The organism is Mesorhizobium delmotii, from assembly GCF_900149755.1.
In the GTDB taxonomy this organism is placed as follows: domain Bacteria; phylum Pseudomonadota; class Alphaproteobacteria; order Rhizobiales; family Rhizobiaceae; genus Mesorhizobium; species Mesorhizobium delmotii.
Window position 1 is genome coordinate 1,731,632 of the sequence record NZ_FUIG01000013.1, and the last position, 26,564, is coordinate 1,758,195.

Sequence of the window (26,564 nt, forward strand, 5' to 3'; positions counted from 1 at the left end):
TCGCATGCAAGAACGTCCGCGCTGCGAGGTGGTATATACAACCATATACAAGCCGTCGGGTCTACACGGTTCTTGTTGCACCACACTTCAGTCGCTCAGATGGATGCGAGATAACCGCCGTCGACTGGGAGGCAGTGCCCGGTGACATAGGCGGATGCCCCGCTGGCCAGGAACACGACGGCTCCGGCCAGATCCTGCATCGTGCCGAAGCGCCGCTGCGGGATCTTGGCCAGCATCGCCGTCTGCCAGTCGGGATCCTGATAAAAAGCATCCGTCATCGCCGTATGGAAATACCCCGGAGCGATGGCGTTGACGCGGATTCCGAGCGATGCCCATTCCGCGGCGAGCGCGCGCGTCATGCCCAGGAGCCCAGACTTGGACGAACCGTAAGGCACCGCGGTCGGAATGCCGACATAGGAGGTCAGCGAGCAAAGATTGATGATCGCGCCACCGCTGTTGCCGGCAGCCATCCGCCGCGCCGCAGCCTGCGCGCAGAAGAAGGCGCCCTTCAGATTGGTCGATACGATGCGGTCCCACACTGCCTCGTCGACGTCGAGCGAGGGCTGGACTTGCTCATAGCCGGCGTTGTTGACCAGGATGTCGAGCCCGCCAAAGCCATCCGCGACATCGTCGACCACCACGCGGATACGATCGGTGTCGAGCACGTCGAGAGAGCGGCAAAGCGACCTTCGCCCGTTAGCGTTAATTCGGTCCGCCGTCTCACGAAGGAATGTTTCGTCGCGGGCGGTCACCGCGACGTCGGCACCAGCCGCGGAGAGCGCCTCCGCCATGGCCTGGCCGATGCCACGGCTGGCGCCGGTCACCAGCGCTTTTTTTCCCGTCAGGTCGAACAAGCGAGCGGCGTCCATGCTGTCACGGTTCCTGCATTCCCGAAAATTGCATGCTGGAAACGAACACCAGTTGCGGCCGGTTGTCTATACATCTTGCGATCTTCGCCGTGACGATCGGCGATATCGCCTTGGGCATCCAGAAAATTCGACCCGATCAGCGTGCCGAGCGTCTGGAGCGGGAACTCTCGTATTGTCGTCGGTTTGCCGATCGGATCTTCGGGCTGACCGAGGAAGCCGCGATGGCCTATGGTACTGCCGTGCGGCAGGGCCGCGGGATGTCGGCGCCCGACTGCATGATTTGCTGCAATCTCAAGGGTGAATAGCGGCCGCTTGGCGACGCGGAATTTGGGGGTCTTCGGCACGACTGGTCTCAAGTCGTTCTCGCCGTGGGAGTTCTGACCGATCGGATATGGCTCATTCAGGACTGGAGCATGGCGGCAGGATTCTTTTGCGCCCCTGTCCAACCACCCTCGTTGCATTGCGGGTGATTGGACAGTTTTGCATGGGAAGGCAAGTTCTCCGTATATTAACGGCCCGCCCATGGTGCACGACCCCTAAGAACCTTGCCGGACTGTGGCTGTCCTTCCTTTGGGGCAACCACGGGTGGAGGCAAGGAAGCCGTGTGACTGGTGTCTAAGGTCATTCCGCTGTTGTCGACGCCAGTAACGAATCCGCGGGTCGGGTCGCGATCCGGGTTTTGATTGGCAGCGAGCGAGACTCCCGTCGACATGGCAAGGAGGGCGATAGCCGTTATAAGCTTGTTCATCGTATTTTCCCTTCTTCGAATGAGCAGACCGGCCAATCGGCGCCTCGCGCGCTATTGACTCCTGCTTGCGAAACCGCTGTCGGCCTCCTGTCTCGTCACCATGACGAGCCTTCCTGCTCACGATTAGAACTTACGCTACCCCTGTCGCAGAGGTTTGCCCGGGTGCCATCGAAATGTATCCGAATGTATGCGAAATCTACGCGAGAGCGTCGTAGCTCTTGGCCTTCGGTCGCTTCGACAAATTTGGCTACAACTTTTTCTCGGCCGTCTGTCCACGTTTGGGCAGCCAAATACGTGTCGGCGTCATCTGGTCCTGTAAGCGGCGCTGCCTCGGTGACGTACAGGCGCACAATCCCCCATTGATTGGGTCGTCGATAGGCGCAGGTGCGCCGATGCGGTCACGCGAGAACACGCGAGGGTCTTCCGGTGGCCATGGAAATTTCCTGGCGCTGACCGCGCGGCGTCCAGCATTCGGTCGTTGGTGATGGTTCGCGACCGTAGCTGTAAATTGTGTGTCGGTTGCGTTGATGTGCCCGTGAAAAGATGGTAACGCGATATTAAATATTGTTTCGGGTCGTTACCTTGGGCGGGGCGAATGGGATTGGTGATACCGCGGGCATGGCTGCGTGCCGGCCTACTGTTGGGCTTGATGATGTCCGCGACGCCGATGGAGAAAGCTTCGGCCGATGTGGTGTCTGGTGCCATGGCCACAGGGCAGCGGAGTTCCATCCCGGTCGGCCACGTTGAATTCTGCCGAAGGCATGCCTCAGAATGCAGGATACGATCGGGCAGGGTCCCTCCAGTCCTTTTGAGCAGAGGCATGGAAGAAAAACTCGCGTCCGTCACCCAACTCGTGAATAGATCGATCAAGCCCGTGAGCGATTTTGCCGTTCACGGCACGATGGAATTTTGGTCCTATCCTGACAGCGCGATCGGCGACTGCGAGGACTACGTCCTGCTTAAGCGCCGGATGCTCAATTTGGAGGGCATATCGCTCTCGAACCTTCTGATCACCGTCGTCAAAAAGAAGGACGGCGAAGGGCACGCAGTGCTGACGGTCAAGACCGACAAAGGCGACTATGTGCTCGACAACCTCAACGACGAGGTGAAGCTTTGGTCGAAAACTGGATATAGATTTCTAAAAAGGCAATCGTCCACAGATACCGGGCGCTGGGTCGCGATACTTGAATACCGCGACGTTCTGGTCGGTGCGGTCGACTGAACCTCTCGCCTCCGCAAGCGCGATGACGAGCCTGAGCATTTCGACGCGCACCTGCCGCAGGGCGTTGATCTGGCTGCATGCAAACATGTGATAATGAGACGCCGGTGCCATCAACTGCGCGCGCGGCGCGAGCCCGGCAGTGAGTTAACTCCGACAGCCCGGCAGGGATCGACTATTTCCTGATTGGGCCCAGGCACGTGACCCGTGATCTTGAGTCGCACCCCATGCGAGTTCCAACCTCGACGTTGCCTTATTACGGGCACCGGAAAGTGCTTTCTTGCGGCGCTCGAGAAGCCCATGTCCTTCAGCCGGAACTCGACTTCATTCCGCGTCTGATGCCGGCAGAGCTTTCGATCCCGCCCGTTTTTATGAACATACCGAAAATGCTGGTACCGATGAAATTAAGAGATGTGGCACTCGCTGTTGTTTCGAAAAAACGCAGAGGCGTGGCTTGGTATAAGGTCTCTCAGAAGAAGGCCGACAAATACGGCTTTTATGTTTATTCCAGTCATATGGTTTGGAAGGACCAGCCGTTTTTCCGAAAGGCGCTGCAGCGAGTCAAAGACATCCGCGGGATTCCAGATCCCCGGGCTTTCGTCCTGCAAAGCTGCTTGCGATCGATCGAGCGCATCGATGGCGATGTGGCCGAATGCGGCGTAAGGCAAGGCCGGTCGACGATATTCATGCTGATGAGTGATCTTCGGCCACGACACTACCACCTTTTCGACTCGTTCGCTGGCCTCTCCGAACCAACCGCAGAGGATCGCAAGCTAAACGGCCGAACGCCATGGAAGTCCGGCGATCTCAGCACCGACGAGAAGGTAGCCAGAGAGAATGTTTCCGACTTCAGCAACACCACTTTTCATGTGGGATGGATACCAGAAACTTTTTCCAGCGTGTCCGACCGGCGTTTCGCCCTGGTCCATATTGACGTCGATCTATACGAGCCGACACGTGACGCGCTTGCCTTCTTCTACGATCGGGTGTGCGCGAATGGCATGATCATTTGTGACGACTACGGCTCTGCGCTCTGTCCTGGAGCCCGAAAGGCCTTTGATCAATTCTTCGAAAACCGCCCTGAAGGCATCATCGAACTTCCAACGGGGCAGGCGATTGTCGTAAAGGCAAGCTAGCGCTGAATGGCTGCGGCTACGGCGACGGAGCAAAGTATGCATTGAAGAACTGTTCAACGATCTCGTCGACGACTGATATCTTTACGTGCCGTAAGTCCTCTCTATAGCTACGAGCAAGGCCTCCATGGGTGACAAACTCGAATGAGGGAAGATAATGGACATTGTCCCGTTCCCGGCAGACTTGACCAAGCACAGCCCGAAGAACGGATTTGCCTTCAGTGCTCGCGGTGACGACATCCGCGTCTTGAAACGTCCGAGCCAACGCAACCGGTGAGACTGTAAGAATTATCGGTGCATCGGGTTTGTTTTGACGGACCATGTCCACGGTGGCCATCACGTTGGCGTAGTTTTCCTGAAAGTTGCTGACGTGAAGCGTCGTTTCCTGCATTCCGCCTCCGCCACGATAAAGCGGTTTCTGTGCTGCTATTTTGCCACTGGCCTTGTTGATGAAGACCTCAGTCATTCCGAAGGTGAATATGAATGCCGTGGCTGCATCGAAGCCAACCCGCATCTCTCGGTTCACGCTCTCGATCACCTCTCTGAGAACTTGCGGAGATTTGGCGAAGATGCCACGGCGGTACGGGTCCTGAAAGCAGATTGGGCCCCAAGGAGCACGTTTCTTGACCTGCCACCAGTCGTCATGGGCCTGATCCCACAACCCGAGCATTTGCTCGATCTGAAGGCGAACCGTGAAGGTGTTGTAGAAGTTCATATGCTCCTGCCGAGGCAGCTCATCTACAATGGCCTGTGCCGGGTCGAAGCTGATATTTCTATAAGACGGAACGCATGCGATCTGCCTGCTTGTCAATGCACGTCGAATTTCCTGCGCGAAACAACTCCCCATCGTGAAGAATATGTCGTCAGAAGTGAATATTGAAGTTTTGCGAATTGTAATGGCGCCCGAACTGACAAAGTCGTCATACTTCGTGTTTGATTTGTTCGATGCCATCAAACGGATAGGTTTGATGTATCCGAGTTGGTGGCGCAGCCGAAAGTACTTTCGTCGAACTCGCTCTAGTAATGTCACAATAGCTCCATGATCTTCATAGCCGGCCGCCGACAGCAATGCCCGACATTTAGTCCGCTTCGCCGCCAGCCGCAATCAGGAGGATTCAAGATTGACTATAACTTCGAACGAAGTCAGACGTCAGGTACCAGTTTGGCGCATGTGTGACGGCGTCGAGAGAATTTCATGGATCGGCAGGAGCGAGGGTCGTCACAAAAACGATACATCGCATCGGGAAACGGAATGAGCGCAAAGAAACGAATTTCAGCGGCCCTGACGTATCCGCCGGTCAAGCGCCTGATCGTCGAAAACCTACCACCGCATAAGACGCTGTATGTGACAGGTTTGCTGTGTTCGATCGCCGCTGCGGCGGCGACCGGCGCAACGGCCTGGATCATGAGTGTCATGGTCAATACCATTTATGTGGATCGGAACGCTGCCGCCGCATGGGGTATCAGCCTCGTGATTATCGGCATTTTCCTGATCAAAGGGATCGCTGACTACTGCCAGACTATTACGACGGGGAAGATTCGCCGGGCCATCGTTTCGGACCTTCAAAATCGGCAGTTTTCCCGAATGGTGCGTTTCGACATCGGCCGGTTCGCCAACCAGCATCCGGCGAAATTCGTCTCCAAGATCATGTTCAACGCGCGCGCCGGGGCCGCCGTTATTCTCACCCTCACGAGCAGCTCTGTCTCCGATGTGCTCAAGCTGATTGCCCTGGCAAGCGTCATGGTCAAGCAGGATCCGGTGATGTCGCTGATATCCGTGACGGTTCTACCGCTGCTGTTCCTATCGGTGGGCGCCATAACCAGGAAGCTCAAGGCGCTTGCAAGGGGTGAGACGGAGTTGGCTGCACTGGTCCAGTCGATCGGCACGGAAGCCGTCGAAGGCATCCGCACGATCAAGTCCTTCCAACTCGAAGACAAGGCAGCCGCCAGCTTCGCAAAGGCCGTCGGCAAGATGGAAAGGCGCGGCATCCAGATCAACCGGACATCGGCGTTGATGAGTCCATTGATGGAGACCGGCGGCGGTTTCATCATCGGCCTTTTCGTTATGTATGCCAGTTGGCAGACCCTCGGCAACGGCAAGACGCCGGGCGAATTCATGGGCTTCATAACCGCCTTTATGCTTGCCTATGAGCCCGTCAAGCGGCTCGCCCGGGTCAATGTCGACATCCAGAAGCAAATGGTGGCCGTCGAGCAGATGTATGATTTGATCGATACCCCCGAACAGCGACAACTCGCAACCGCGGGCGAGCATCTCACCGATGTCGAGGGCAGCATCCGTTTTGAAGATGTCGCCTTCACCTATGGCGGCAACAGCCCGGCGCTGCACGGTGTTTCCTTCGAGGTGCGACCTCGTGAGAAGCTGGCGATCGTCGGCCGCTCCGGCGCCGGCAAGACAACCATCGTCAATCTTGTCCTGCGCCTGATGGAGCCGGACAAGGGCAGGATTCTCCTCGACGGAAAGGATATTTCGAAGATCAGCCTCTCCGACGTTCGCGACAATATCGCACTGGTGTCACAGGACGTCTTCCTGTTCGAAGGCTCGATCCGTGACAACATTCGTGACGGACGCCCGAACGCCACCGATCGGGAGATCGAGTCCGCGGCGGACCTCGCCCGGGTCACCAGCTTTGCCTCTAACCTGGAAAACGGGCTCGACACGCTTGTCGGGCCGAGCGGTACCAATCTGTCGGGCGGGCAGAAACAACGCGTTGCCATCGCGCGCGCCCTGCTCAAAAATGCTCCGGTGATTGTCTACGATGAAGCAACATCCGCGCTCGACGGCGAAAACGAACGGGCGGTCATGGAGGCTGCGTTCGACGATGCATTTCAGCGCACGGTGATCTGCATTGCGCACAGGCTTTCAACCATCAAGGCGGCCGATCGTATTCTGGTATTTGACGCTGGCATGCTGGCGGACTCCGGAACTCACGACGAGCTTGCCGAGCGCAGCGAAATCTATCGCTCGATCTTCCATCTGGAAGCGTCCGCTCCGATCGTCGAAGGCGGAAAAACGCTGCGGCAGAGCGTATTGCGCTGAAGGTCGATGACCAGCTTTTACCACGGTTCCTATATCCGGTACGTGATTGGCGGATTGGGCCTGCAGTTGCGCCGATACACAAAGGCCGTGCGCAGGCTGTTTACCGGCTCCAAACCTCGTTCCGTTCTTGAGCAGCAGGCCAAGGTCGACGCGTTGATCGCGCGCCGGGACTGGGCAGGGCTTGAAGCAAGTACCAATGAAATGGCCATCATGGCCGATCGTGCCCGCGACCCTGAAATGATGCAGAAGGCAGGCCAGGCGTTCGAACGGCTGGGCAAGTTCGCGCGGGCGGCCGAGCTTCGGCTTTCCGCTCGCCGGCAACGAAAAGGGAAAGGTGCCAACGAGTGGACTGGAGAAGACCTCGGTTCGGATACACTGCTGATCGATCTTGTAGAGGATGACCCTCGCAGTCTTGGCCGGGTTATCCGCCATGCGCGACTGGCCGGTGCCGCCGCTGCATGCGCGCAAAGCGCGACAATTCGGGTCGAGCCGCGCCTTGTATCGCTTGTACAGAGGACGTTCCCGAATGCGACCGTGGTCCCAGCGCAGCAGAATGTCGTTGGCGACAAATTTGCGACCTTCGAAAATCTCGCCTGGGTTTTCGGCCGCGATGCCGAAAGACTTGCCGCCGATTTCGTGCCGCTGCGGGCAGATCCTGAACTCGTCGAGACATTCCGCAAGCGCTATCGCTCGATGACGGATCTGCCACTGGTGGGTCTGTCCTGGGGCAGCAAATCCCACACCAAGGACGTGCCTGATTTCCCCGAATGGGCGCGGTTCATCGCCCGGACACACGCGACGTTCGTTTCCCTCCAGTACGGACAGATCAAGCCGGCGCTGCGGCGCCTGCGCAACGGCAATGACGCACGCCTTATCTATGATGACAGTGTCGATCAGATGGTTGATATGGACCGTTTCGCCGCGCAGGTCGCCGCACTCGATGCCGTCGTAACGATCAGCAATACGGCGGCCCATCTGACCGGAGCACTCGGCGTGCCGACTGTTTTCCTGATCGATGACAATTTCCAGACAGCGTGGCCAGTGATTGGCGATCGAACGCCCTGGTATCCGAACGGCGTCGTCATGCGCAAGGAAGGACGCACGTGGCCGGTGGTGCTCGAAGACGTCGGCCGGCGCCTCTCGTCAATCCTGACGGCGCGTTCGAAGCTGTCTAGCGATAGTTGAGGGTCGCCGTGCCGAACAGACGAGCCACTCTTGAGAAGGCAAAAGCCGCCGACCTGCGCCCGCAAGGCGTTGACGGCAAGCGGCTGCAGAAGGTTCTCGATCGGGCAAAGAAGTTTTTCAGGCGTCCCTCGCGCCATGCTGACGAAAGCGTCGAACGGCATATGAGCCTGATGGCGCAGAGTGTCGAGCGGCGTGACTGGCAGGCGGCGCGGGATCATGCGCTGGCACTCGGCCTGCTTGGTGAGCAGCTTGGCGATCGCGGGCTTGTCAAAAAGGCCGGGCGTGGACTGAGACGTCTTGGCGCTGGGAATCGCGCCTGGCAGTTGATTGCGTCGAGCAAGCAAGTGCCCGGCCGGCCCGAATGGGATGGCAGTGATCTTGCGGGTCGCCGGCTTGCCGTCGACCGGCGCGAAGGCGATCTTGCAATCTTCCTCCAGTTCGCATCGCTGCTTGGGCCGGTAATCGCAGCTGCCGACCGATGCACCGTCTTTGTCGAGCCGCGACTCGCGCCACTTTATCGCAGAACATATCCTGCGCTCGATGTCAGGCTAGAAGGAGAAGGGGAGGAGGCGATGGACGCCGATGTCTTCGCCTGCTTCGAGACACTGGCGAAGCATTTCTGGCCGGATGAGCCAACAGCACGCGCGCCCTTCCTTCCATTGGAGCCGGATCGCCGACTGGTCGCCCAGCTGCGCAGCACCTATCTCGATCGTGGCCCGGGTCCTCTGATCGGCTTCGCCTGGGGAAGCCTGAACAAGAGCAAGGACCTGCCGGCTCTGGACGATTGGCGGGCGCTGCTCGGCAATCTGCCAGGACGTTTCGTCAGTATGCAATATGGCGATGTCGGGCCAGCGCTCTCCGAATTCGAACGCTGGGCGCCAGGACGCATCATCCATGACGCTTCCGTGGACCAGTTGTCGGATATGGACCGCTTTGCCGCGCAAATTGCCGCGCTCGATGCGGTGGTGACGATCAGCAATACCGGCGCCAATCTGGCGGGAGCGCTTGGCGTCCCGACTGTGGTCATGCTCGACGATGGGTTTCGGCTGTCGTGGCCCGCCTTCGGCGAGACGGTAGCCACATATCCAAACGTTCGGCTGGTTCGAAAGGGTGGCCAGGTATGGGCGTATGCAATGCAGGAAGCAGGCAAACGGGTTACACAAATCATCGATGGAGTTGATGATGGCCGGTAGCCAACTCCTTCGCCGGTTCCGCCGCGGTGTCGCGCTTGCAGGCTACAACTACAAGGTCTGGTTCCGGCGCCACCGGCGGCAGCTTTTCCTTCGCTGGCGTGATGGCGACATTGCCGATCAGATGGCGGATTATCGGCGAAGCGTCGAGGCGCGCGATTGGTCGGCCGCACTGCCGAAAGCCCTGGCTCTGGGGTCGATTGCGAAGTCGAGGGGCGAGGTTCGCCTGCTCGACGAGCTTAGCAAAGCACTGATGCGCATGGGCGCCTACGGCCCGGCGGCCGAGCTCAAGATCGCCCGGCGCCACATCGTTGAGGGCCGCGTCAACGGCGAATGGCTCGGCCAGGATATCTCGGACCAGGTCCTGCTCGTCGATCTGATGGAGACCGAAAAGCAGGGTCTGGCCACCGCGATCCATCATGCGAGTTCCGTCGGCCGTGCGCTCGCCCGAGCCGCTCGTTTGATCGTCCTGGTCGAGCACCGGTTGGTGCCGCTCTTTCAGCGGACATTTCCCGCCGCCGATGTGCGAGCTGTCGGTCCGGGGAACAAGGCCGCCTATGGCGAGGCCCAGGCCTTTGCGGGCGTTCAGCATCTGACTGCCGTGTTCGAGACAGATGAGACCACGATCCGGGAGCATTTCGTCCCGCTGAAGCCGGACCCGGCGCGGGTCGCTGAACTTCGCGCTCGCTATCGCAAGGATGGGCGGCCGTTGGTCGGCATCGCATGGGGCAGCTCCAATCCCGGCAAGGACCTGCCGCCACTTACGGCATGGCGCGGGCTTATCAGCCGTCCGGACCTCCGGTTCGTTTCGCTGCAATATGGCCAGGTCGAGTCCGACCTGAAGATCCTGACCGATGGCGAGTTCGCGCGTATTCTCCATGACGGATCAATCGACCAACTCGTCGATATGGACCTTTTCGCGGCGCAGGTTGCCGCGATGGACGCCGTGGTAACCATCAGCAACACCGGGGCGCATCTTGCGGGCGCGCTCGGCATCCCGTCGGTCTTTATTCTTGGCGATGGTTTCAAACGTTCCTGGCCGGTCGAGGGCGATCGCACACCCTACTATCCATCTGCAGTGCTGGTCTCGAAACGGGAGCGGCCTTGGGCCGCGGTGATGGAAGACGCACAAAACCACATGGGCTCACTCATCAGCGCTGGTTGAATCCATCACGCAATACATCGCGAGTGTGCCAGGCAGGTCACAACCGGCGAAGTAGTCAAGCGTCTTTCTTGACGGCGAGAGCATTGTAAACTACCCGGCGGGCGGCCGTTCTGAATTTCACGGATAAGAGGCGATGCATATCTTTGGGTAGGTCGAGAACCAAGGCGGCTTCTCCTGTCAGCGAAGGCTTTGTGCAGCGGCTCCTCGCGGCGTACCGGCTTGTGCATCCAGGAAATCTGTTCAAGCGCGGGCGTATCTACGCTCGCGGCAGGGCAGCGACGAGGACTGTCTACTTCGTCCCACACAACCGCAACAATGTTCGGCTGCTGGCTGACGCGGGAGAAATTCTGGTTGACCGCGGCATCCGCTGCGTGTTCGCGCATCTCGATGGATTGAAACGCGGCGGCATAGCGCGACCTGAACTCAACGCCCGGGGGATATCGCATATCGGCTTTGCCGAACTCGAGCGGATGATCAGACCCGGCGACATGCTGGTGACTGGAAATGACTATGCGCCGCAATTCTTTAGGCGATTCATCGACTCCATCAACTTCGGCATGATCCGTGTAGTCGGCCTGATCGGAGGTGCGCGGCTGCTGCAGCCGCATCGATTTGTGAGAGCTGACTACATCCTGTCGATGGGACCAGCGGCGCTGCAGCAAAGACGACAGCCGACATACGTAGTCGGCTCGCCGGTCATTGAGCGTGCCGTCGGAAGCGCTGGCGCCAGGCACGATGAAGGGCTTTTTGTGCTGGTCAACTTCAAGGGGGATATCGAAGAGCCCGCAGATCGCCAAGCGATTGAAGCCGTGACAGCCGCATGCGCGAAACTCGGCCTTGCCTATGTCGTTAGCGTCCACCCCACGATGTTCGCAAAAGTCGATATGCCGAACAAATCGACCCTGGATTTCGCACAGCTGCTCCCAGACGCTCTGGCGCTCGTAACGCGCCCAAGCACCACTGTTTACGAAGCAATCGCCTGCGGCATTCCGGTGGTGCTGTTTCCGCTGGTTTCGCCCATGGTCGAGTTCGACAGTCCTATGGGCGCTTTCAAACCAACATTGTCGGAGCATGACCTCGTCGAAGATATCCGCGCTGCGGTCAGGTCAAGGCCGACTTATTTTGAGCAAAGCCGGGACTTCCTCAACGCCAATCTGTCGATTGATCCAAAGGTGCCGGCTTCGCAACGGATCGCCAATGCCTTAATCGATATTTACAATCGCTGATCTGCTCGATCAAAGTGCCCGCAATCGGAGTCCGCAAGTTGAGTTTGTTTTCCAACTTTTTTGCAAGAAAGCCGCCCCTCCTTGTCGTCTCGTTTCCCAAATCCGGGCGGACCTGGCTGCGAGTAATGCTTGACGATCTGGGCGTCGATGCGGCTTACACGCACGATGGTTCCGACCACAAGGATCTGCGTGACATTGCGCAGATCAGCCCCGACAAGTCTCGTTACAAACGGCAGCGGATTCTGTTCCTGACGCGAGACCCCCGCGACACCGCGGTTTCTGGATATTTTCAGGTCAACAAACGCCATGGGCTGGAAGCAGGTCCGATCGGCGATTGTATAAGAAGCCCCAAACACGGTGTCGAGAAGATTGCCCTTTTCAACCTGCAGTGGTTCGCAGCCGCAAGTCACATGCGAAAGATTGCGCTTCTGCGCTATGAAGATGTGCAGCGGGATACAAACGACGCATTGCGCAGCATCGGGAAATTTTTGGGGAAACCTTTTGAGGAGTCCCAGCTTGCCGATGTTGCCGTCAGCAGATCGTTCAAACGCATGCAGCAATCTGAAATCTCAGGAGAGCTGGGTGCGCGCTATGGCGGAAGATTGCAACCGCGCAATCCTGACGACCCGGAAAGCTTCAAGGTTCGAAAAGGTAAGGTCGGCGGGTATTTGGACTACCTCAGCGCGGATGATGTAGCCTTTTGTGACAATGTGCTTGCGCGGCTCGATTACTGGAAGCGGCTCGATGAAGCCTTTCAGCGGCATGGCATATCTTATGCCGACGACAGGGCAGGTGTGAATTGATCCGATGCAAAGGCTTTGTCTGCGGATGCGGACATAGCGGCACCACGCTGATAGCGACGATTCTTGCTTCGCATGCCGATGTCTTTTTGCCATTCGAAGAAACCAACGTGTTTTTCAAATGGGCTCCACTTGCGCTGTATCGCTACTCGAAGCTGAAACGGGCGGCCATTGGGGCGGGCAAGTCGGTGCTGCTTGAAAAGACACCGCGTCATATCAGGCGTGTCGACCGGATACGACGCCTGGTGCCGGGCGCGAAGTTCGTGATGCCGGTACGCGATGGGCGCGATACCGTTGCTTCGCTGACCAGGCGGCTTGGCGATGCGACCGAGAGCCTGGATCGCTGGATTTCGGACAACACAATGGTGCTTGCCGAGCGCGGCAGCACGGACGTCCTGATTTACCGCTACGAAGATCTTGTCGATGACCCGGAAGCGACCATCGAAAAGATCTGCACCTTCCTGGGATTGTCGTTCGACCAGAGTTTGCTCGACTATCATCGGAGCCCGCAACGATGGTTCACACTTGATGCGCAGCCCCAACATGCCGCGTTGCGCAACCAGCAGGTGAACCAGCCAATTTACGATGGCCGCGGCCGCTGGAAGACCGAACTGGGTCAGCAGGAATTGATGGAGCTTACCGAGGGGCGTGGGAAATCCCTGATGCAGGCGTTCGGATATCTTTGAGACGGCGGCGCGACCGCTTTACGCTGGAAGCGCGCGCGCATAGCCAAACTGATCGAAGTCGCTCTCATACGCACGATAGATGGTGTCAGCCAGTTCTGGCGTGAAATAGTCGGCAAGCCTGCGGCGCGAGGAGGTGTGCAGAGGTGGCATCGCCGCGCGTCTTACCTCGTCGCTCGCATCGACATGATCGAGAACCCGTTCGAAATCCTTTGCGAAAGTCTCGGTCTTGCCGATGAGGTCGAACGCAACGCCTGGAAGGTCGACGATGTCGCTTTGCCTCTGCCAATGCTTGTCGATGCGCCATGTGGACGTCGTGCAGGCAAAGGCGACGAAATCTGCAAAGGACAGGCTCTTGTCAGCACCGACAGGCAGCGCCGGATCAGCCCTTTCGCGGTGGGCTAGATAGACCTCCACCCTGCCATAACCAGGCACTAGGGGACGGTCGCGATATTGGTCGGCCCAGCACGACAACAGCCTTGTATAGGGATTGCGAACGAAGGTAAATCGCAAGGCTTCGGGACTTGTGGCCATGCGATAGAACTGCACGACGCCATGGCGAGGCGCCTGCAAGTTCGACGCCTTTCGGTTGTGCACCTTCCAGTTCTGGTCGCTGCGCCACCCCGACACGGTGTCGTTGCCGATCATGGCTGCAAGGTTGCTGCGAATGCGGCTGCTCGCCGCCTTTGGCGTGGCGAGGTACAGGATCTTGAGTTGTGGGACTACGTCGATCAGGTCGTCCGGCAGATATGCGGTTTCCATGGCTCTGCGGTAAAAATCGAGCGCTTCCGGATGCGCCCAGGCAAGAAACGGCTCCTTGACCAGACCGCGAAGATTTCGCAGTCCTGGTCGCAACGAGCGCTCGAGGCGGCGGATCACGCCGATCTTGCGTTTGCCCGAGATGACCGTGTCGGCGGGCGAAACATGGCTGGTGGTCATCGGCAAAACCCTCGCCTTGAAAGCAGTCTACCAGTCGTGGCATAGCCGCAACCACGCAGAACTATAGCGAATTGCCCCTATCCAGGACCGGCTTGCTGCGCTTAATAGACTGCGAAGAAAGTCCCGCCAAGTTCGAAAGCTTAATCGTGGTGCAAAAGGGCGTAGCGAGATCGCATGGATTTGTCACAGCATGATCAACCGGTTCAATCTGAACCGAAGACGCCTATTGTGTTCGTACGCCAGCGCTATGCGCCTTTCGGCGGAGGCGAGATCATGCTGGAAAACATCATGGCGGCGTTCGCGGCGCGTCAACGGCCGGTGGCCGTGCTGTCCGGCGACTGGCCGCGATACGAGGGCATAGAATTCATCCATTGTGCCGGTCGCCGCTTTCCCCGCTCCCTGCGGGCGACATCCTTTGCTCGAGCTGCATGCCGCAAGATCGCCGAAATGCCGCCGGCCCTGGTGCAGAGCAACGATCGCCTTCCGTGCTGCGATGTCTTCCGGGCCGGGGAAGGCGTTCATGCCGCCTATCTTGCCGAGCGGCGGCGTTTCGAGACGCGGCTTGGCAGGGCAGCGATGGCGCTGAGTCCCTTTCATCGCCAGACGCTGCGTCTTGAACGCACAACCTATGCCAGCCCGCGGCTAAAAGCTGTGATTGCCATTTCGAAAATGGTGGCTGAGGACATTGTCCGTCACTACGACTATCCCGCGGAACGTGTGCACCATGTTCCCAACGGGGTTGACCTGGATCGCTTCAACCTGGAGTTGCGACAACGGCATCGGGCCGCGGTCCGCGCGCAGCTCAATGTTGAGGATAACAGGCCGGTCGTTCTCTTCGTAGGCTCGGGTTTTGCGCGAAAAGGACTTCTTCCATTGATGAAGGCTGTCGCCACGCTGGACGGTGAGCCGGAGGTGTGGGTCATTGGCCACGATTCGCGCGCCAATGCCTTCAAGCAGGCCGGCGACAGACTTGGTCTTGGCGCAAGGCTCAGGATGCTGGGGCCGCAGAAAGACACCTTGCCATGGTACGGCGCGGCCGACATTGCCGTGCTGCCTTCCATTTATGATCCATTCGGCACAGTGGTGATCGAAGCCATGGCCAGCGGCTTGCCCGCCGTGGTAAGCACCGGGTGTGGGGCGCGCGAGCTTGTCGATCGGTTCGAGCCGACGCTTGTTTGTGACGCAGCCACCGTAAACGAGCTCGCCGCCGGGCTTGCCCGCGCGTTGCAGCTGTCGTCACGGCCTGAGACCGCGGCCAAGGTCAGAGCGGCGGCCGAACACTACGATTTCAACGTCATGATCAGGAGAATGATAGCGCTCTACGAAGGTCTCGACCTGAAATAATTTTCGACATTTTTTTTGAATCCGTTAGTATCACTCGAAGTGCCAACAGGCCGGGGGGCAGTTTCATTTGAACAACAGTAGCAGTTTTGATGCCGGAACCGTCTGACCGTGCCGGCGCTCTCAGTCATCATAATCAGCCGCAATGAGGAAGCGTGCATTGCCCGTTGCCTTCGCTCGGTACATTTTGCCGACGAAATCGTCGTTCTCGACAATAACAGCACCGATCAAACCAGGGACATCGCCAGTGGACTCGGGGCCAAGGTCCTGATCACCCTCGATTGGCCCGGTTTCGGCGCGCAAAAAAACCGTGCCCTCGCCGCGGCGACAGGGGATTGGGTCCTTTCGCTTGATGCCGACGAATGGGTCGAGCCACCGCTGGCTGCAGAAATCAGAGCCGCTATCGCCAACCCAAAAGACTATGACGGCTTCGAAATACCAAGAAGATCCCGCTTTTGTGGGCACATTGTCCGCCATGGCGGCTGGTCGCCCGATCTGGTGCTCAGGCTTTTCCGTCGACAGTCCGGGCGCTTCAGCAACGACACGGTGCACGAGAAAGTTGTGGTGAATGGGAAGGTTACACGCTTGTCCCACTCTATGGAGCATGACTCCATCGCCGACCTGGCAGACGCGCATGACAAGATCGGCCGATACGCAGAAGCGTCCGCGGCGCGGCTGCTTGCCGAGGGCAGAAAAAGCTCGATAAGCAAGGCGGTCTTCCGCTCGGCCTGGGCCTATATGAACAGCTATGTTTTCAAGCTGGGATTTCTGGATGGTTCGACCGGTGCGATGGTCGCTGCTTATTCGGCCAGCTACACCTATCAGAAGTGGGCGCTTGTCGCATTGGGCAGCGAGACGAAATCCGCCGAAAAAAGCCGGACCGAGGTGAAAGGCAAATCCGTGAGATTCAGAAATCGCCCTGGCTAATTTCTGCACCATTGTTGCCGAGTTGTTGCCAGACAGCTAGGGTATGACCGTTTTGAAATCAGGAGCCAAGGTACTGAATATGACTGATGCGTTTAGGGTATTCGTTGGATGGGACAGCCGTGAGCCAATCGCCTACGACGTAGCGCGGCACTCTCTGCTTAAAAACGCTTCAGTGCCTGTCTCCGTCATTCCCATCAAACAGGACGAACTGCGTGCTCGTGAACTGTATTGGAGGGAAAAAGATCCGCTCGCGTCAACAGAGTTCACCTATACGCGGTTTCTCACGCCTTTTCTCGCCGACTACACGGGTTGGGCTTTGTTCTGCGATTGCGACTTCCTGTGGCTCGGTGACATCGCAGGTTTGCTGGAATACACGAAGTCGAACAAGGCGGTCTATTGCGTCCAGCATGACTATACGCCGAAGGCCACCACCAAGATGGACGGCGTGGTCCAGACATCCTACCCACGAAAAAACTGGTCCTCGCTGATGCTGTTCAATTGCGCGCACCCTTCGGTTAAATCGCTTACGCCAGAGGTCGTGAACCGCGAAAGTGGTGCCTACCTCCATCGAATGCAGTGGGTCGCCGATGAGGACCTGGGCTCGTTGCCAGTAGAGTGGAATTGGCTTGAAGGTTGGAACGAAAAGCCGGCGCTTGGCACACCCAAGGCGGTCCACTATACAAGCGGCGGTCCGTGGTTTGCCGAGTGGCAAAATGTCGACTATGCGGATCTGTGGATAGCCGAACGCGACGAATTCTTGGGTAATGCCGATCAGACAGAGGCGTCTCTTCGCGCTCGGCGAGCCGGCAGCTAATCCGACCGATCGGCTCGACTATATCAGACGTTTCGTCGGGGCTCCGGCAACGTGCGGTTGTGCAGATCTGTGAACAGACCGCGCGTGCCTGGTCGAAATCGAACGAGCGGGTTGTCGAAAAGCCACTTTTGGCGGCGTGCTTTGCAGCGCGCCAATGAATCGCCTTGGGCCAATCGCACCCCGGTTCAATCCGCAGGGCCAGGCTTCAAACGCCGATTCCACGGTGTGGGAGAGCCGACCTGCGTCGCCTTTCGCAAGGAGACTCTCTCGAGATGCTCTCTCTGCTCCGGCTGATCAGGGCCATTTAGCGCTTGGCGTTGGCACAGCGTCTGCTGCACCAAGCCAGCAACTGCTTCGTCGTTGTTGCGGCATTTGTTCGCGGATCGCTGGCCACTCCAGATCGAATGAGTTTGCACTCGCTACTGTGATTTTCTGAGGATCACGTCTGAGGCTATTGGCGCCCCGATGCCTGTTGGACCCAATCGGCCCGATGAGACGGGACGGGGCCGCAGCCCCAGAGGACGATATCGAGATCGTCTTTGAAAAGCGGGGTGCTAGATCGTTTCGTGTCGTATTGATGGGGTGTAGCCAGTCGCATCGACACAGGGCAGGGCAGTCTATCGACAAACGGAACATCCCGTTCAGCCTACCTGCGATGATAGGCTGGATTCAGGAGGCTTGAAGCGATGGCGAAAAGAAGTGCGGGCATTCTGCCTTACCGCAGATCGACCAACGAACTGCAGGTGTTGCTTGTCCATCCGGGCGGGCCGTTCTGGCAAAGCCGCGATCTTGGCGCATGGTCGATTGCAAAGGGCGAGTATGGTGATGACGAACAGCCGGAAGCTGCGGCGCGTCGCGAATTCGTGGAGGAAACCGGCTGGCAGCTCAAGGCAGCACTGCTTCCGCTGGGAGAACTGCGCCAGCGCGGCGGCAAGCTCATTACGGCCTTCGGCGTCGAAGGCGATTTCGACGCCGGCAGCCTGCGCAGCAACATGTTCGAGATGGAATGGCCGCCGCGCAGCGGCCGCATACAATTGTTTCCAGAGATCGATCGCGCAGGGTGGTTCGGCCTCGATATGGCCCGGGAAAAGCTGCTTGTCGGCCAGCGGCCTTTTCTCGACCGGCTTGTGGTGTCTGTCTAGGTCGACCCAATGGCCGACCGACATCTTCCTAGGGCACGAAGATAAGGAACAGATAGGCGACAAACACGACGAGATGAACGAGCCCCGTCAGCATCGTTGTTCGGCCCGTCCCAAAGCTCACGATGCTGATGGCAAGCGCGAGGATGAGAAGCACGGTATCCCCCGGGCCCAGACCAAGAGTCAGGCTTCGTCCTGTGAGTAGGCTCGCCGCACCGATCGCCGGGATTGTCAGGCCGATTGTGGCGCAGGCCGAGCCGAGGGCGACATTCAGCCCTCGCTGAAGTTCGTTATTGAGCGCTGCCCGAACCGCCGATACCGCCTCCGGCATAAGCACAAGCGCAGCGACGAAGAAGCCCACGATTGCGTCCGCCTGGGTAACATGAAGAAACGCGAGCCCATCCTCGATGCTGCCGGCCACCTGCTCGGTCAGAAGAACGATCCCTGCCAGTCCGATAAATAAAAGGAGCACGTTGGTGGTCACTTTCCCACCCTCAGATACATGCTCCTCATGTTCGGCGCTGGACGTCAGATCCTCAATAAAATCGCCCCGATGGCGCACCATCTGGGCAAAGACGAACGCTCCATAGAGGAGGATTGAAAGAACGCTCACGAAAGCGAGTTGCGATGCGGAGAACGCACCGGGGCTTGTTGCAAGAGTGTAGTTTGGAAGGATCAGCGTAAGAACCGTCAGCGCCATAATGACGGCAAGGGAAGCGCTGGTGCCCTGTCGTTTGATGTCCTGATATCGATGCTTCAGCCCACCCAGGGTGAGGCAGACCCCGACCACACCAGTGCACACGATCATGACCGTCGAAAACACGGACTCGCGTGCCAGCGTCGGGTTGTTCTCGCCATGCAGCATCATCGAAACGATGACCGATGCTTCGATGGCCGTCACCGAAAATGTCAACAGCAGCGTGCCATAAGGTTCACCGAGCCGCCATGCGACGGCTTCGGCATGATGCAAAACCACAAACACGGTCGCGAAGATGAAGATAGCGACCACGATCAACGCAAGGATCTTGATCGAAAGCAGCGAAGGCTCCATCGACGCGGCGCCGAAATGAACTAGGGCGGCCAGGCCCAAGGAGCCGATTGGGAACAGATATTGGCCGATCGGTCGTCGATGAACAGCCAAGACGGATTTCCTCATCGCCATCGACGGCCGCAGATCGGGTATTCCAGAAACGGACCGAGGCCCACCGTATCAGTGTACTTGCGGCTGCCTGTCCGTTCAATGGCCGCGTGCTCAATCGACTTGGCGCAACGAAACTGCCGAGCTCGATGCCGCATGTGCCGAATCACAATTAAGCCCTTGAGTTTTTGCGCTTAGGGCAATAGCTAGGTGCTACCAGGCCGGGCCCCTCTGGCAGTCCATCAGGACTGTGATGTCGGACTGGAATTCAATCCGGGTGGCCTGGCTTTGAGATTTCTTCAGCTGTAGCAGCATTTCTCTTGTCATACGCGGTGTCCGCGTTGCTCTACGGTTATGCTCGCAAGCCGCGTCACCCCTAGCTGAACGCAAGGGTGCCGTATGACAGAATTTTTTAGTCCTGAAGCAATGACCGCTCTCTTGCAGGTCATCATGATCGACCTGGTGCTGGCCGGTGACAACGCCATCGTTATCGGCCTTGCCGCGGCCGGACTACCCAAAGAGCAGCGCAGAAACGCAATCGTCGTTGGTATCATCGCAGCGGCCGTTCTGCGCATCGGCTTTGCGGCCGCGACAACCCAACTCCTGCAGATCGTCGGCCTGTTGTTGGCTGGCGGTATATTGCTGTTGTGGGTGTGCTGGAAGATGTGGCGCGAACTCCGGCAAAACCATGCGCAGGAAACACAGGCGATCGAAGCGCTTTCGGAAAGTGATGTCGACTACGATGGCATCGTAGCTGGCAAAGCTCCACGCAAGACCCTGGCGCAGGCAACCTGGCAGATCATCATCGCCGACGTCTCGATGTCGCTCGACAATGTTCTGGCGGTAGCGGGTGCTGCGCGCGAACATCCAAACGTATTGATCTTCGGCCTTGTCCTCTCCGTCGCGCTGATGGGCATTGCCGCAAACCTCATTGCCAATCTGCTTCAGAAGCACCGTTGGATTGCCTATGTCGGCCTAGTGATCATTCTCTACGTGGCTGCCGACATGATCTATCGCGGTGCGCTTGAACTTCTGCCTCACGTCGCGGGCGTTTGAGACACAGAAAATGGGCCGGAACGACCTCGTTCCGGCCGATTTCTGCTTATCGCTCCCCTACGATTTAATGCATGTCGCGAAAAAGTGTGCAGCGGTTTTGCGATAACGACATGCATAAAACAACAACCTAAAGCGCGTCGCGTGAGCTCGGTCGAACGCGACGCGCTTTAGAGCGCACTCACCCGATCCGGCGGTAGAAAGAACATCCTCCTGCTCAGATCCGTGTGAGTCGCGGTTTGCTCCCACGCAAACGACCAAATCGGAAGGCATCCGAAACCGCCGAGCGGACCATAAGCATTTCGCCTATGGTTTCGTGTGTCATGAGCCCGACCAGCCGGTCGGAATTGTCCACGACGGCGATAGCTGGCACATCTGCCTGCTGCATGAGCCGCAGGCTTTCCTCGAGACTTTTGCGGTAGTGTATTTTCGGGATATCGTTCCGCATTGCGCTCGCGACCGGTTCAGCAGGCCCCTTTTCCTTCAATGTCCGGATCATGTCGTTGCGTGTCACCAATCCCTCAAGGTGGCCGGCGGAGTCGATGACAGGGAAGTCGTGCTGCGTGGTCGAGAGCAGCATCTCGATTGCCTCGTCGAGCGTCGCCGACCGTTCCAGCCGGGCGAACTCGGTGATCATCACGTCACCGACCAGGACGCTTGTGGCAACCTCGCGGATCTGTGCGTTCTGCGCTTCTGCTGCCGCGGCGAGATAGACGAAGATGCCGATGAAGATCAGCAGCGGGTTGTAGAACAACCCAACGAAACCGAAGACGAAGGCCAATCCTTGCCCGATCGTGGCGGCGATCTGGGTGGCGCGCGACCAGGAAAGGCGGGCGGCGAGGGCGGCGCGCAGGATACGGCCGCCATCCATCGGGAAGGCCGGGATCATGTTGAAAAGGACCAGGAAGACATTGACCCCGGCAAGCCTGGCGAGAAAATTCATACGCGGATCCTCGATCCCGGCCATCTGTTCGACACCCGCCGACCCGCCGAGCAAGACGAAGATCAGCGCGGCGATCGCGACATTGACCAGCGGCCCCGCGACCGCGATCACGAACTCCTGCCCCGGCTCTTCGGGCATGCGTTCCAGCCTGGCCACGCCGCCGATCGGGAAAAGCGTAATATCCGGCGTGCTGATGTCGAAATACCGTGCGGCGGCGATGTGGCCGAATTCATGCAGGACCACGCAGGCAAAGACGGCAATGATGAAGGCTACGCCTTCCCAGGCGGCTGGCGTGCCGCCGATCTGATAGTGCGTCAGCCAAATCCAGACGAGCAGAAGCAGGAAGGTAAAGTGAACGCGCACGGTGGTGCCGGCGATCGTCCCGAGGTTCAGCGACCAACCCAAATCTGTCCACTCCGAGAGGCCCCACCTTCGCAAGAAGCTTTGGCAGGACGCTTGCAATCGTTCGAGAACATCAGGCGCTCAAGCTCATCGTCTGCGACTGATACCCGCCTTGGTGTCGCGCGTCCCGTCGCAAGAAGAGTTTATCACGACATGACATCCCAGTGAACGTGCGCCATCGTGATCCGATGAGTCCGAGTCTGCACGGCCATTTCGCCCTGTCGCGCTTTCTCGGCGCTGAAGGACATGCTGCTTCGGATTGTCATCCATGGATTGTTCCTGAACCTTTGCCGAAAAACATCGCAATGCAGGCGCCCGGCCGCGCGTCGGCGTTGGCCGACGCACCGCGAAACAAGATACGTTGACCTGGCGCTGACGTGTCGCGCGTCAGTCAGTGAGCAGTCTGCGAATGCTCGCCGCCCGGCTTCGAGATGTCGCTTAAAGCCTCTCCCGCTTCTGCCGCTTCGCTACTCGTCGCGAGATCGCCAAGAGAGATGATGCCGACGAGCCGCTTGTCGCGGTTCAGAACCGGAAGCCGACGTACCTGCAGGTCGCCCATGTTTTCAAGCACATGCTCGACGTCTTCGTCATCGAAGCAATATTTTACCTCCGGGCTCATGACATCACGCACCTTCGTGTCAGGTCCCTTACCCAATGCTACGCCGCGGATCGCGATATCACGATCGGTGATCATCCCGACCAGCCGGTCGTGGTCGCCCACGGGCATCACTCCGGCGTCAAGCTTGCCCATGATCTGCGCTACTTCGCGGATGGACTGTTCGGGGTTCGCGACCTGGACATTCCTCGTCATGCAGTTGCCGACTTTCATGGCAATCTCCCTTTAACTTGCGAAGCCCCGCCGCCGGTTTTGGTGTTGACCTAGGAAACGAACTCTTCGGCGGTAACGTTCCCTTGAATCTGAATGCCCCGCAGAGGTTTTTCACCTGCAGCCGGAAGGCTGAGAAGGCCCGCGTCGCGGGGACGTTGCGGTATGTCTTTGACGCGAAGTCGAACCACACAACGGCCGCGCTTCACTGCGCCCATGGCCGTAACTGCCGCGGCAACGACAAACGCCAACGACCGGCCAAACTGGAACCCCGATGGGCGATACGACGTTCCAGGAGACAACTCCAGCCAACGGAGAATTCGAATGCAGCCCTCAGCCGCAAATTCCGCCCGCCATCCCGGCGCGCTTACAATCACCCCGTTCAATGGAACCGTGACGGTCAGGTTCTCCGACGCGATCGTCGCCTCAACCGAGCGGGCAAAAGTGCTTCACGAAGAAGGACATGATCCCGTTTTCTATATCCCTTTCGAGGATATCTATTTCGACCTGCTGGAGAAGACGAACACCACAACGCACTCCCCGCTGAAGGGCACGGCGAGTTACTGGCGGGTCCACGCGGTCGGCGGAGCGGCTGACGACTTCATGTGGGCCTACGAGACGCCCGACACGCCGGCATTGGCCATCGCCCGCCATGGCGCCTTCGATCCCGACAAAGCGCGGATCGATGCCGATCCTGCCGAGGACAAGCGACATACGCCTCACATCCCCGAATAGAGCGTCGCTTGAAGTTCCCATATCGGCCGATCACACCAATCTCTCCGTCATTCGGAGAATTCTTCGTCGAGGACTCGCAGCCCGTCTTCATATTTCGATGTCGACGCGCCAATCTGCCGTGCCTGCCACAGATTGTCGGTAAGATCTGCGCGCTTGACCGGCAGCGCCAATGGGTTGGCTGCTGCTCTGCGCACGAAAGCGAGGTCGTCCTCGTCCGGCCGGCGTGTCATGGCATCGACTGCCGACACGATGGATGTTCCAAAACCAGCCGCCTCGAGCCGATCGCGGTCCCAATCGTCGCTTTTCTCAAGCACGTCGTGAAGGTAGGCAACGGCCTTTTGGTCGAGGGTTTCGACGGCGTCAACGACCCGGCGGCAATGCTCGATATAGGGCCGCCCGGTCTTGTCCGCCTGCCCGGCATGAGCTTGTTCGGCGATTTTTGCCGCACGGTAAAGCACGCTCATCGTGTGAATCCTTGCGTTGTTCCGATGAGATTCCTTGATTTAATCGTCAATTCGCTGCCGAGTTCCATTCGACGAGACCAGTACTGGGACCCACCATTGCTCCTTTGTCCCACGGTGCGGCAGGCCAATCCCGCAGCAAACCCAGCCAAGCCGCTGCATCAACCTATAGTTGTATTACACCAGGTTGCCGGGCTCATCAAAGCAGCCGACATGCAATGCGATTTCTTGCGGCGAAGCGTCGTAGGCAAGGCTGAGTGGAGACCCGCCGCCTTGCAGAAGCCTCTGCCGGCGCGCATGACCGTTCTTCACCTATACAGAAGAGGGGGATGGTTTCCAGTGGCCATTCATGGCCTGGATCGATAAGTCCAAGTGGATTGATCGGTCTAATGCGATCGACATAGGGACGCTATTTCCAGGGCGAGCGGTGAGCTGGCGGCGTGAACGAGCCGCCTGCGCTTGTCAGGACGCCTATCATGGAAACCACCTACGACACCCGGATTTTGGATGACCGCACGGCGTGGGGCGCGGTGCTGTCGATGGCGCTGTGCGTCGCCGTGCTGATTGCATCGGAGTTCATGCCGGTCAGCCTGCTCTCTCCGATCGCAGTGGATCTCAGCATCACAGAGGGCCGGACAGGCCAGGCCATCTCGATCTCTGGGGCCTTTGCCGTGGTTACCAGCCTGCTGGTCGCCGGCCTTACGCGCCGGATCGACCGCAAGCTTGTCGTGACCGGCTTCACGGTGCTCCTGATCGTTTCCGGTCTCGCGGTGACCTTTGCGCCGAACTTCGCGTTGCTGATGGTCGGCCGTGCGCTGCTTGGCGTGGCGATCGGTGGCTTCTGGTCGATATCGACCTCGATCGTCATGCGCCTCGTATCGGAAGACCGCGTCCCGAAGGGTCTCGCCATGCTGAACGCCGGGAACGCGATCGCAGCTACGATTGCCGCTCCGCTGGGAAGCTTCCTCGGGGCCCATGTCGGCTGGCGGGGCGCCTTCTTCCTCGTCGTGCCTCTCGGCTTGTTGGCGCTCGTCTGGCAATGGATCAGCCTGCCGCCGCTGCCCCCCGCGCGGAAGGAAGGCGTCCGGTAACGTGCTGGCGCTGCTTGGCCGCCGCGCGGTCGTGCTCGGCATGGCCTCGATCCTGTTCCTCTTCATGGGTCAGTTCGCACTCTTCACCTACCTACGCCCCTTCCTTGAGGGCGTCACTGGACTCGGCATTTCCGCGCTCTCCGCCATGCTCCTCGTCATGGGCCTGGCGGGTGTTGCAGGCACGTGGTGCATCGGACGGCTGTTGCGAACCCGATTGTTCAGCGTCTTGGTCGTCATCCCGCTCGTGATGTCGATACTTGCCGTCGCGCTGATTGCCCTCGGATCAATGCCCATCCCCGTTTCGCTGCTTCTCCTCGCCTGGGGCTTCTTCGGCACCGCCGCCCCCGTGGGATGGGGGACGTGGCTGAGCCGTACGCTGCCCGACGACGCGGAGGCGGGAGGCGGCCTCCAGGTCGCCACCATTCAGCTCGCCATCACGGGTGGCGCGGCGATCGGAGGAATGCTCTTCGACACGATCGGTTGGTGGGGCGCGTTCGCGTTCGGCGCGACGCTGCTATGCGGTTCCTCACTGCTCGGCCTCGCCGCATGGCGCACAACCCCGAGGTTTTTGCCATGATCAAGCCGCCCACCCTCAGTCGCCGGGCATTGCTCGGCGACGTGGCAATGACCCACATCGCAATCCAGGAAGTCCAGGACGGCAAAGTCGTGGACTGGATGGAGCACGTTACCGACGAACAATACCAAGGAGACCAGTGATGACCGATACGATCAAGAACAAGGTCGTGATTATCACCGGCGCATCATCCGGCATCGGCGAAGCGACGGCGAAGTTGCTCGCGAGCAAGGGTGCCAAGGTCGTGCTCGGCGCGCGGCGAGAGGAAAAACTGAAGCAGATCGCCGACGAGATCGGAAAGGTCGGTGGTCAGGCCGTCTACAGGGAGTTCGACGTAACCAAACCGTCCGACAACGACGCGGTCGTAAAGCTTGCCAAGGATACGTTCGGCCGCGTCGATGTCATCTTCCTGAATGCCGGGCTCATGCCGAACTCGCCGCTCTCCGCACTGAAGACCGACGACTGGCACCAGATGGTCGACGTGAACATCAAGGGTGTTCTGAACGGCATCGCGGCAGTACTGCCAGCCTTCATCGAACAGAAGTCCGGGCATGTCATCGCGACGTCATCGGTTGCGGGGCTCAAGGCCTATCCAGGCGGTGCTGTGTATGGCGGGACAAAATGGTTCGTCCGCGACTTCATGGAGGTCCTGCGCATGGAGTCCGCCATGGAGAGGACGAACATCCGCACCGCGACGATCTATCCGGCCGCGATCAACACCGAGCTGCTGAACACTATTAGCCAGAGGCAAATGCTCGACCAGATGCAGAACACGTATGACAAATACGGGATCTCGCCGGACCGGATTGCCAATGTCGTGGCCTTCGCTATCGGCCAGCCCGAGGACACGACCATCAACGAGTTCACGGTGGGGCCGGCAAACCAGCCCTGGTAAGGCGGGGATG

24 protein-coding genes and 3 pseudogenes are annotated in these 26,564 nt (G+C 58.9%); 20 read left to right on the forward strand and 7 right to left on the reverse strand.

From position 1 onward, the window contains the following. Nucleotides 1-95: 95 nt before the first annotated feature. Complete coding sequence (locus BQ8482_RS09680) at nucleotides 96-869, reverse strand: SDR family NAD(P)-dependent oxidoreductase (RefSeq protein ID WP_123147225.1); 774 nt, start codon at nucleotides 867-869, stop codon at nucleotides 96-98. Nucleotides 870-928: 59 nt separating this feature from the next. Between BQ8482_RS09680 and BQ8482_RS09685 the strand changes: the two are divergent. The 3 genes and pseudogenes from BQ8482_RS09685 to BQ8482_RS09695 all read left to right on the forward strand — a co-directional run. Next, nucleotides 929-1,250, forward strand: a pseudogene (locus BQ8482_RS09685) (PIN domain-containing protein); the annotation flags it as partial. A gap of 1,070 nt (nucleotides 1,251-2,320) precedes the next feature. Beyond that, complete coding sequence (locus tag BQ8482_RS09690) at nucleotides 2,321-2,839, forward strand: transglutaminase-like cysteine peptidase (RefSeq protein WP_244602713.1); 519 nt, start codon at nucleotides 2,321-2,323, stop codon at nucleotides 2,837-2,839. A gap of 197 nt (nucleotides 2,840-3,036) precedes the next feature. After that, complete coding sequence (locus BQ8482_RS09695; protein WP_133254721.1) at nucleotides 3,037-3,972, forward strand: TylF/MycF/NovP-related O-methyltransferase; 936 nt, start codon at nucleotides 3,037-3,039, stop codon at nucleotides 3,970-3,972. 16 nt (nucleotides 3,973-3,988) lie between these two features. Here BQ8482_RS09695 and BQ8482_RS09700 read toward each other — a convergent pair whose 3' ends face one another. Next, complete coding sequence (locus BQ8482_RS09700; protein ID WP_133254722.1) at nucleotides 3,989-5,074, reverse strand: GSCFA domain-containing protein; 1,086 nt, start codon at nucleotides 5,072-5,074, stop codon at nucleotides 3,989-3,991. A 147-nt stretch (nucleotides 5,075-5,221) separates the two neighbouring features. On the opposite strand from BQ8482_RS09700, the gene BQ8482_RS09705 reads away from it, so the two are divergent. From BQ8482_RS09705 to BQ8482_RS09735, 7 genes are all read left to right on the forward strand, one after another. Further along, entirely contained in the window at nucleotides 5,222-7,027 is a 1,806-nt protein-coding gene (locus BQ8482_RS09705) for an ABC transporter ATP-binding protein (RefSeq protein ID WP_165848471.1), read from the forward strand. A 6-nt stretch (nucleotides 7,028-7,033) separates the two neighbouring features. Continuing rightward, a complete protein-coding gene (locus tag BQ8482_RS09710) occupies nucleotides 7,034-8,212 on the forward strand; it encodes a glycosyltransferase family 9 protein (RefSeq protein WP_123147230.1) in 1,179 nt (392 codons plus the stop codon). A gap of 8 nt (nucleotides 8,213-8,220) precedes the next feature. Continuing rightward, on the forward strand, nucleotides 8,221-9,405 hold the full coding sequence (locus BQ8482_RS09715) for a hypothetical protein (RefSeq protein WP_133254723.1): 1,185 nt from the start codon (nucleotides 8,221-8,223) through the stop codon (nucleotides 9,403-9,405). Continuing rightward, on the forward strand, nucleotides 9,392-10,567 hold the full coding sequence (locus BQ8482_RS09720; RefSeq protein WP_123147232.1) for a glycosyltransferase family 9 protein: 1,176 nt from the start codon (nucleotides 9,392-9,394) through the stop codon (nucleotides 10,565-10,567). The genes BQ8482_RS09715 and BQ8482_RS09720 overlap by 14 nt, the downstream gene beginning before the upstream one ends. 371 nt (nucleotides 10,568-10,938) lie before the next feature. Beyond that, entirely contained in the window at nucleotides 10,939-11,793 is an 855-nt protein-coding gene (locus BQ8482_RS09725) for a hypothetical protein (protein WP_133254724.1), read from the forward strand. Nucleotides 11,794-11,831: 38 nt separating this feature from the next. Next, on the forward strand, nucleotides 11,832-12,596 hold the full coding sequence (locus BQ8482_RS09730) for a sulfotransferase domain-containing protein (RefSeq protein WP_133254725.1): 765 nt from the start codon (nucleotides 11,832-11,834) through the stop codon (nucleotides 12,594-12,596). Nucleotides 12,597-12,703: 107 nt separating this feature from the next. Next, entirely contained in the window at nucleotides 12,704-13,279 is a 576-nt protein-coding gene (locus BQ8482_RS09735) for a sulfotransferase family protein (RefSeq protein WP_208867605.1), read from the forward strand. Nucleotides 13,280-13,297: 18 nt separating this feature from the next. Here BQ8482_RS09735 and BQ8482_RS09740 read toward each other — a convergent pair whose 3' ends face one another. Further along, the gene (locus BQ8482_RS09740) at nucleotides 13,298-14,215 is read right to left on the reverse strand and encodes a sulfotransferase family 2 domain-containing protein (protein WP_123147236.1); all 918 of its coding nucleotides are present in this window, start codon (nucleotides 14,213-14,215) and stop codon (nucleotides 13,298-13,300) included. Nucleotides 14,216-14,443: 228 nt separating this feature from the next. Between BQ8482_RS09740 and BQ8482_RS09745 the strand changes: the two genes are divergently transcribed. From BQ8482_RS09745 to BQ8482_RS09765, 4 genes are all read left to right on the forward strand, one after another. Next, nucleotides 14,444-15,559: a glycosyltransferase family 4 protein gene (locus BQ8482_RS09745; RefSeq protein ID WP_165848473.1), complete on the forward strand. Its 1,116-nt coding sequence runs from the start codon at nucleotides 14,444-14,446 to the stop codon at nucleotides 15,557-15,559. A gap of 108 nt (nucleotides 15,560-15,667) precedes the next feature. Beyond that, a complete protein-coding gene (locus BQ8482_RS09750; RefSeq protein ID WP_208867606.1) occupies nucleotides 15,668-16,483 on the forward strand; it encodes a glycosyltransferase family 2 protein in 816 nt (271 codons plus the stop codon). Nucleotides 16,484-16,526: 43 nt separating this feature from the next. Next, nucleotides 16,527-17,297 carry a glycosyltransferase gene (locus BQ8482_RS09755; protein WP_425294076.1) on the forward strand — a complete coding sequence of 257 codons (771 nt, stop codon included), beginning with the start codon at nucleotides 16,527-16,529 and terminating at the stop codon, nucleotides 17,295-17,297. A gap of 686 nt (nucleotides 17,298-17,983) precedes the next feature. Then, a complete protein-coding gene (locus tag BQ8482_RS09765) occupies nucleotides 17,984-18,439 on the forward strand; it encodes an NUDIX hydrolase (RefSeq protein WP_123147240.1) in 456 nt (151 codons plus the stop codon). A gap of 28 nt (nucleotides 18,440-18,467) precedes the next feature. On the opposite strand, the gene BQ8482_RS09770 is transcribed toward BQ8482_RS09765, so the two are convergent. Next, nucleotides 18,468-19,577: a calcium:cation antiporter gene (locus BQ8482_RS09770; protein WP_244602680.1), complete on the reverse strand. Its 1,110-nt coding sequence runs from the start codon at nucleotides 19,575-19,577 to the stop codon at nucleotides 18,468-18,470. A gap of 396 nt (nucleotides 19,578-19,973) precedes the next feature. Between BQ8482_RS09770 and BQ8482_RS09775 the strand changes: the two genes are divergently transcribed. Then, nucleotides 19,974-20,630: a TerC family protein gene (locus BQ8482_RS09775; protein WP_123147241.1), complete on the forward strand. Its 657-nt coding sequence runs from the start codon at nucleotides 19,974-19,976 to the stop codon at nucleotides 20,628-20,630. 214 nt (nucleotides 20,631-20,844) lie between these two features. Here BQ8482_RS09775 and BQ8482_RS09780 read toward each other — a convergent pair whose 3' ends face one another. Next, nucleotides 20,845-21,975 (reverse strand): site-2 protease family protein, encoded by a 1,131-nt coding sequence (locus BQ8482_RS09780; RefSeq protein WP_123147242.1) that lies wholly within the window; start codon nucleotides 21,973-21,975, stop codon nucleotides 20,845-20,847. Between the two features lie 161 nt (nucleotides 21,976-22,136). On the opposite strand from BQ8482_RS09780, the gene BQ8482_RS37645 reads away from it, so the two are divergent. Next, nucleotides 22,137-22,337: a hypothetical protein gene (locus BQ8482_RS37645; protein ID WP_133254726.1), complete on the forward strand. Its 201-nt coding sequence runs from the start codon at nucleotides 22,137-22,139 to the stop codon at nucleotides 22,335-22,337. Between the two features lie 26 nt (nucleotides 22,338-22,363). Here the strand turns inward: BQ8482_RS37645 and BQ8482_RS09785 are convergent, their stop codons facing one another. After that, the gene (locus tag BQ8482_RS09785) at nucleotides 22,364-22,801 is read right to left on the reverse strand and encodes a CBS domain-containing protein (protein ID WP_123147243.1); all 438 of its coding nucleotides are present in this window, start codon (nucleotides 22,799-22,801) and stop codon (nucleotides 22,364-22,366) included. 321 nt (nucleotides 22,802-23,122) lie between these two features. Here BQ8482_RS09785 and BQ8482_RS09790 point away from each other — a divergent pair, with 321 nt between their 5' ends. Further along, entirely contained in the window at nucleotides 23,123-23,533 is a 411-nt protein-coding gene (locus BQ8482_RS09790) for a DUF427 domain-containing protein (protein ID WP_123147244.1), read from the forward strand. Nucleotides 23,534-23,580: 47 nt separating this feature from the next. Here BQ8482_RS09790 and BQ8482_RS09795 read toward each other — a convergent pair whose 3' ends face one another. Next, nucleotides 23,581-23,997, reverse strand: coding sequence for an HD domain-containing protein (locus tag BQ8482_RS09795; protein WP_123147245.1), 417 nt, complete (start codon nucleotides 23,995-23,997; stop codon nucleotides 23,581-23,583). A 473-nt stretch (nucleotides 23,998-24,470) separates the two neighbouring features. On the opposite strand from BQ8482_RS09795, the pseudogene BQ8482_RS09800 reads away from it, so the two are divergent. The 3 genes and pseudogenes from BQ8482_RS09800 to BQ8482_RS09810 all read left to right on the forward strand — a co-directional run bounded on the left by BQ8482_RS09800 (nucleotide 24,471) and on the right by BQ8482_RS09810 (nucleotide 26,554). After that, nucleotides 24,471-25,662 (forward strand): annotated as a pseudogene (locus BQ8482_RS09800) (MFS transporter). Between the two features lie 38 nt (nucleotides 25,663-25,700). Beyond that, nucleotides 25,701-25,802 (forward strand): annotated as a pseudogene (locus tag BQ8482_RS09805) ((R)-mandelonitrile lyase); the annotation flags it as partial. Then, entirely contained in the window at nucleotides 25,802-26,554 is a 753-nt protein-coding gene (locus BQ8482_RS09810) for an SDR family oxidoreductase (protein WP_123147246.1), read from the forward strand. The pseudogene BQ8482_RS09805 and the gene BQ8482_RS09810, both read left to right, overlap by 1 nt. Nucleotides 26,555-26,564: the final 10 nt, after the last annotated feature.

Excerpts from the sequence above, each read along its gene's own strand:
- BQ8482_RS09810 (WP_123147246.1), top strand. The coding sequence starts at position 25,802 with ATGACCGATACGATCAAGAACAAGGTCGTGATTATCACCGGCGCATCA.
- BQ8482_RS09740 (WP_123147236.1), bottom strand. The coding sequence starts at position 14,215 with ATGACCACCAGCCATGTTTCGCCCGCCGACACGGTCATCTCGGGCAAA.
- BQ8482_RS09705 (WP_165848471.1), top strand. The coding sequence starts at position 5,222 with ATGAGCGCAAAGAAACGAATTTCAGCGGCCCTGACGTATCCGCCGGTC.
- BQ8482_RS09690 (WP_244602713.1), top strand. The coding sequence starts at position 2,321 with ATGGCCACAGGGCAGCGGAGTTCCATCCCGGTCGGCCACGTTGAATTC.
- BQ8482_RS09765 (WP_123147240.1), top strand. The coding sequence starts at position 17,984 with ATGGCGAAAAGAAGTGCGGGCATTCTGCCTTACCGCAGATCGACCAAC.
- BQ8482_RS09755 (WP_425294076.1), top strand. The coding sequence starts at position 16,527 with ATGACCGTTTTGAAATCAGGAGCCAAGGTACTGAATATGACTGATGCG.
- BQ8482_RS09790 (WP_123147244.1), top strand. The coding sequence starts at position 23,123 with ATGCAGCCCTCAGCCGCAAATTCCGCCCGCCATCCCGGCGCGCTTACA.
- BQ8482_RS09710 (WP_123147230.1), top strand. The coding sequence starts at position 7,034 with ATGACCAGCTTTTACCACGGTTCCTATATCCGGTACGTGATTGGCGGA.
- BQ8482_RS09775 (WP_123147241.1), top strand. The coding sequence starts at position 19,974 with ATGACAGAATTTTTTAGTCCTGAAGCAATGACCGCTCTCTTGCAGGTC.
- BQ8482_RS09795 (WP_123147245.1), bottom strand. The coding sequence starts at position 23,997 with ATGAGCGTGCTTTACCGTGCGGCAAAAATCGCCGAACAAGCTCATGCC.
- BQ8482_RS09720 (WP_123147232.1), top strand. The coding sequence starts at position 9,392 with ATGATGGCCGGTAGCCAACTCCTTCGCCGGTTCCGCCGCGGTGTCGCG.
- BQ8482_RS09680 (WP_123147225.1), bottom strand. The coding sequence starts at position 869 with ATGGACGCCGCTCGCTTGTTCGACCTGACGGGAAAAAAAGCGCTGGTG.
- BQ8482_RS09785 (WP_123147243.1), bottom strand. The coding sequence starts at position 22,801 with ATGAAAGTCGGCAACTGCATGACGAGGAATGTCCAGGTCGCGAACCCC.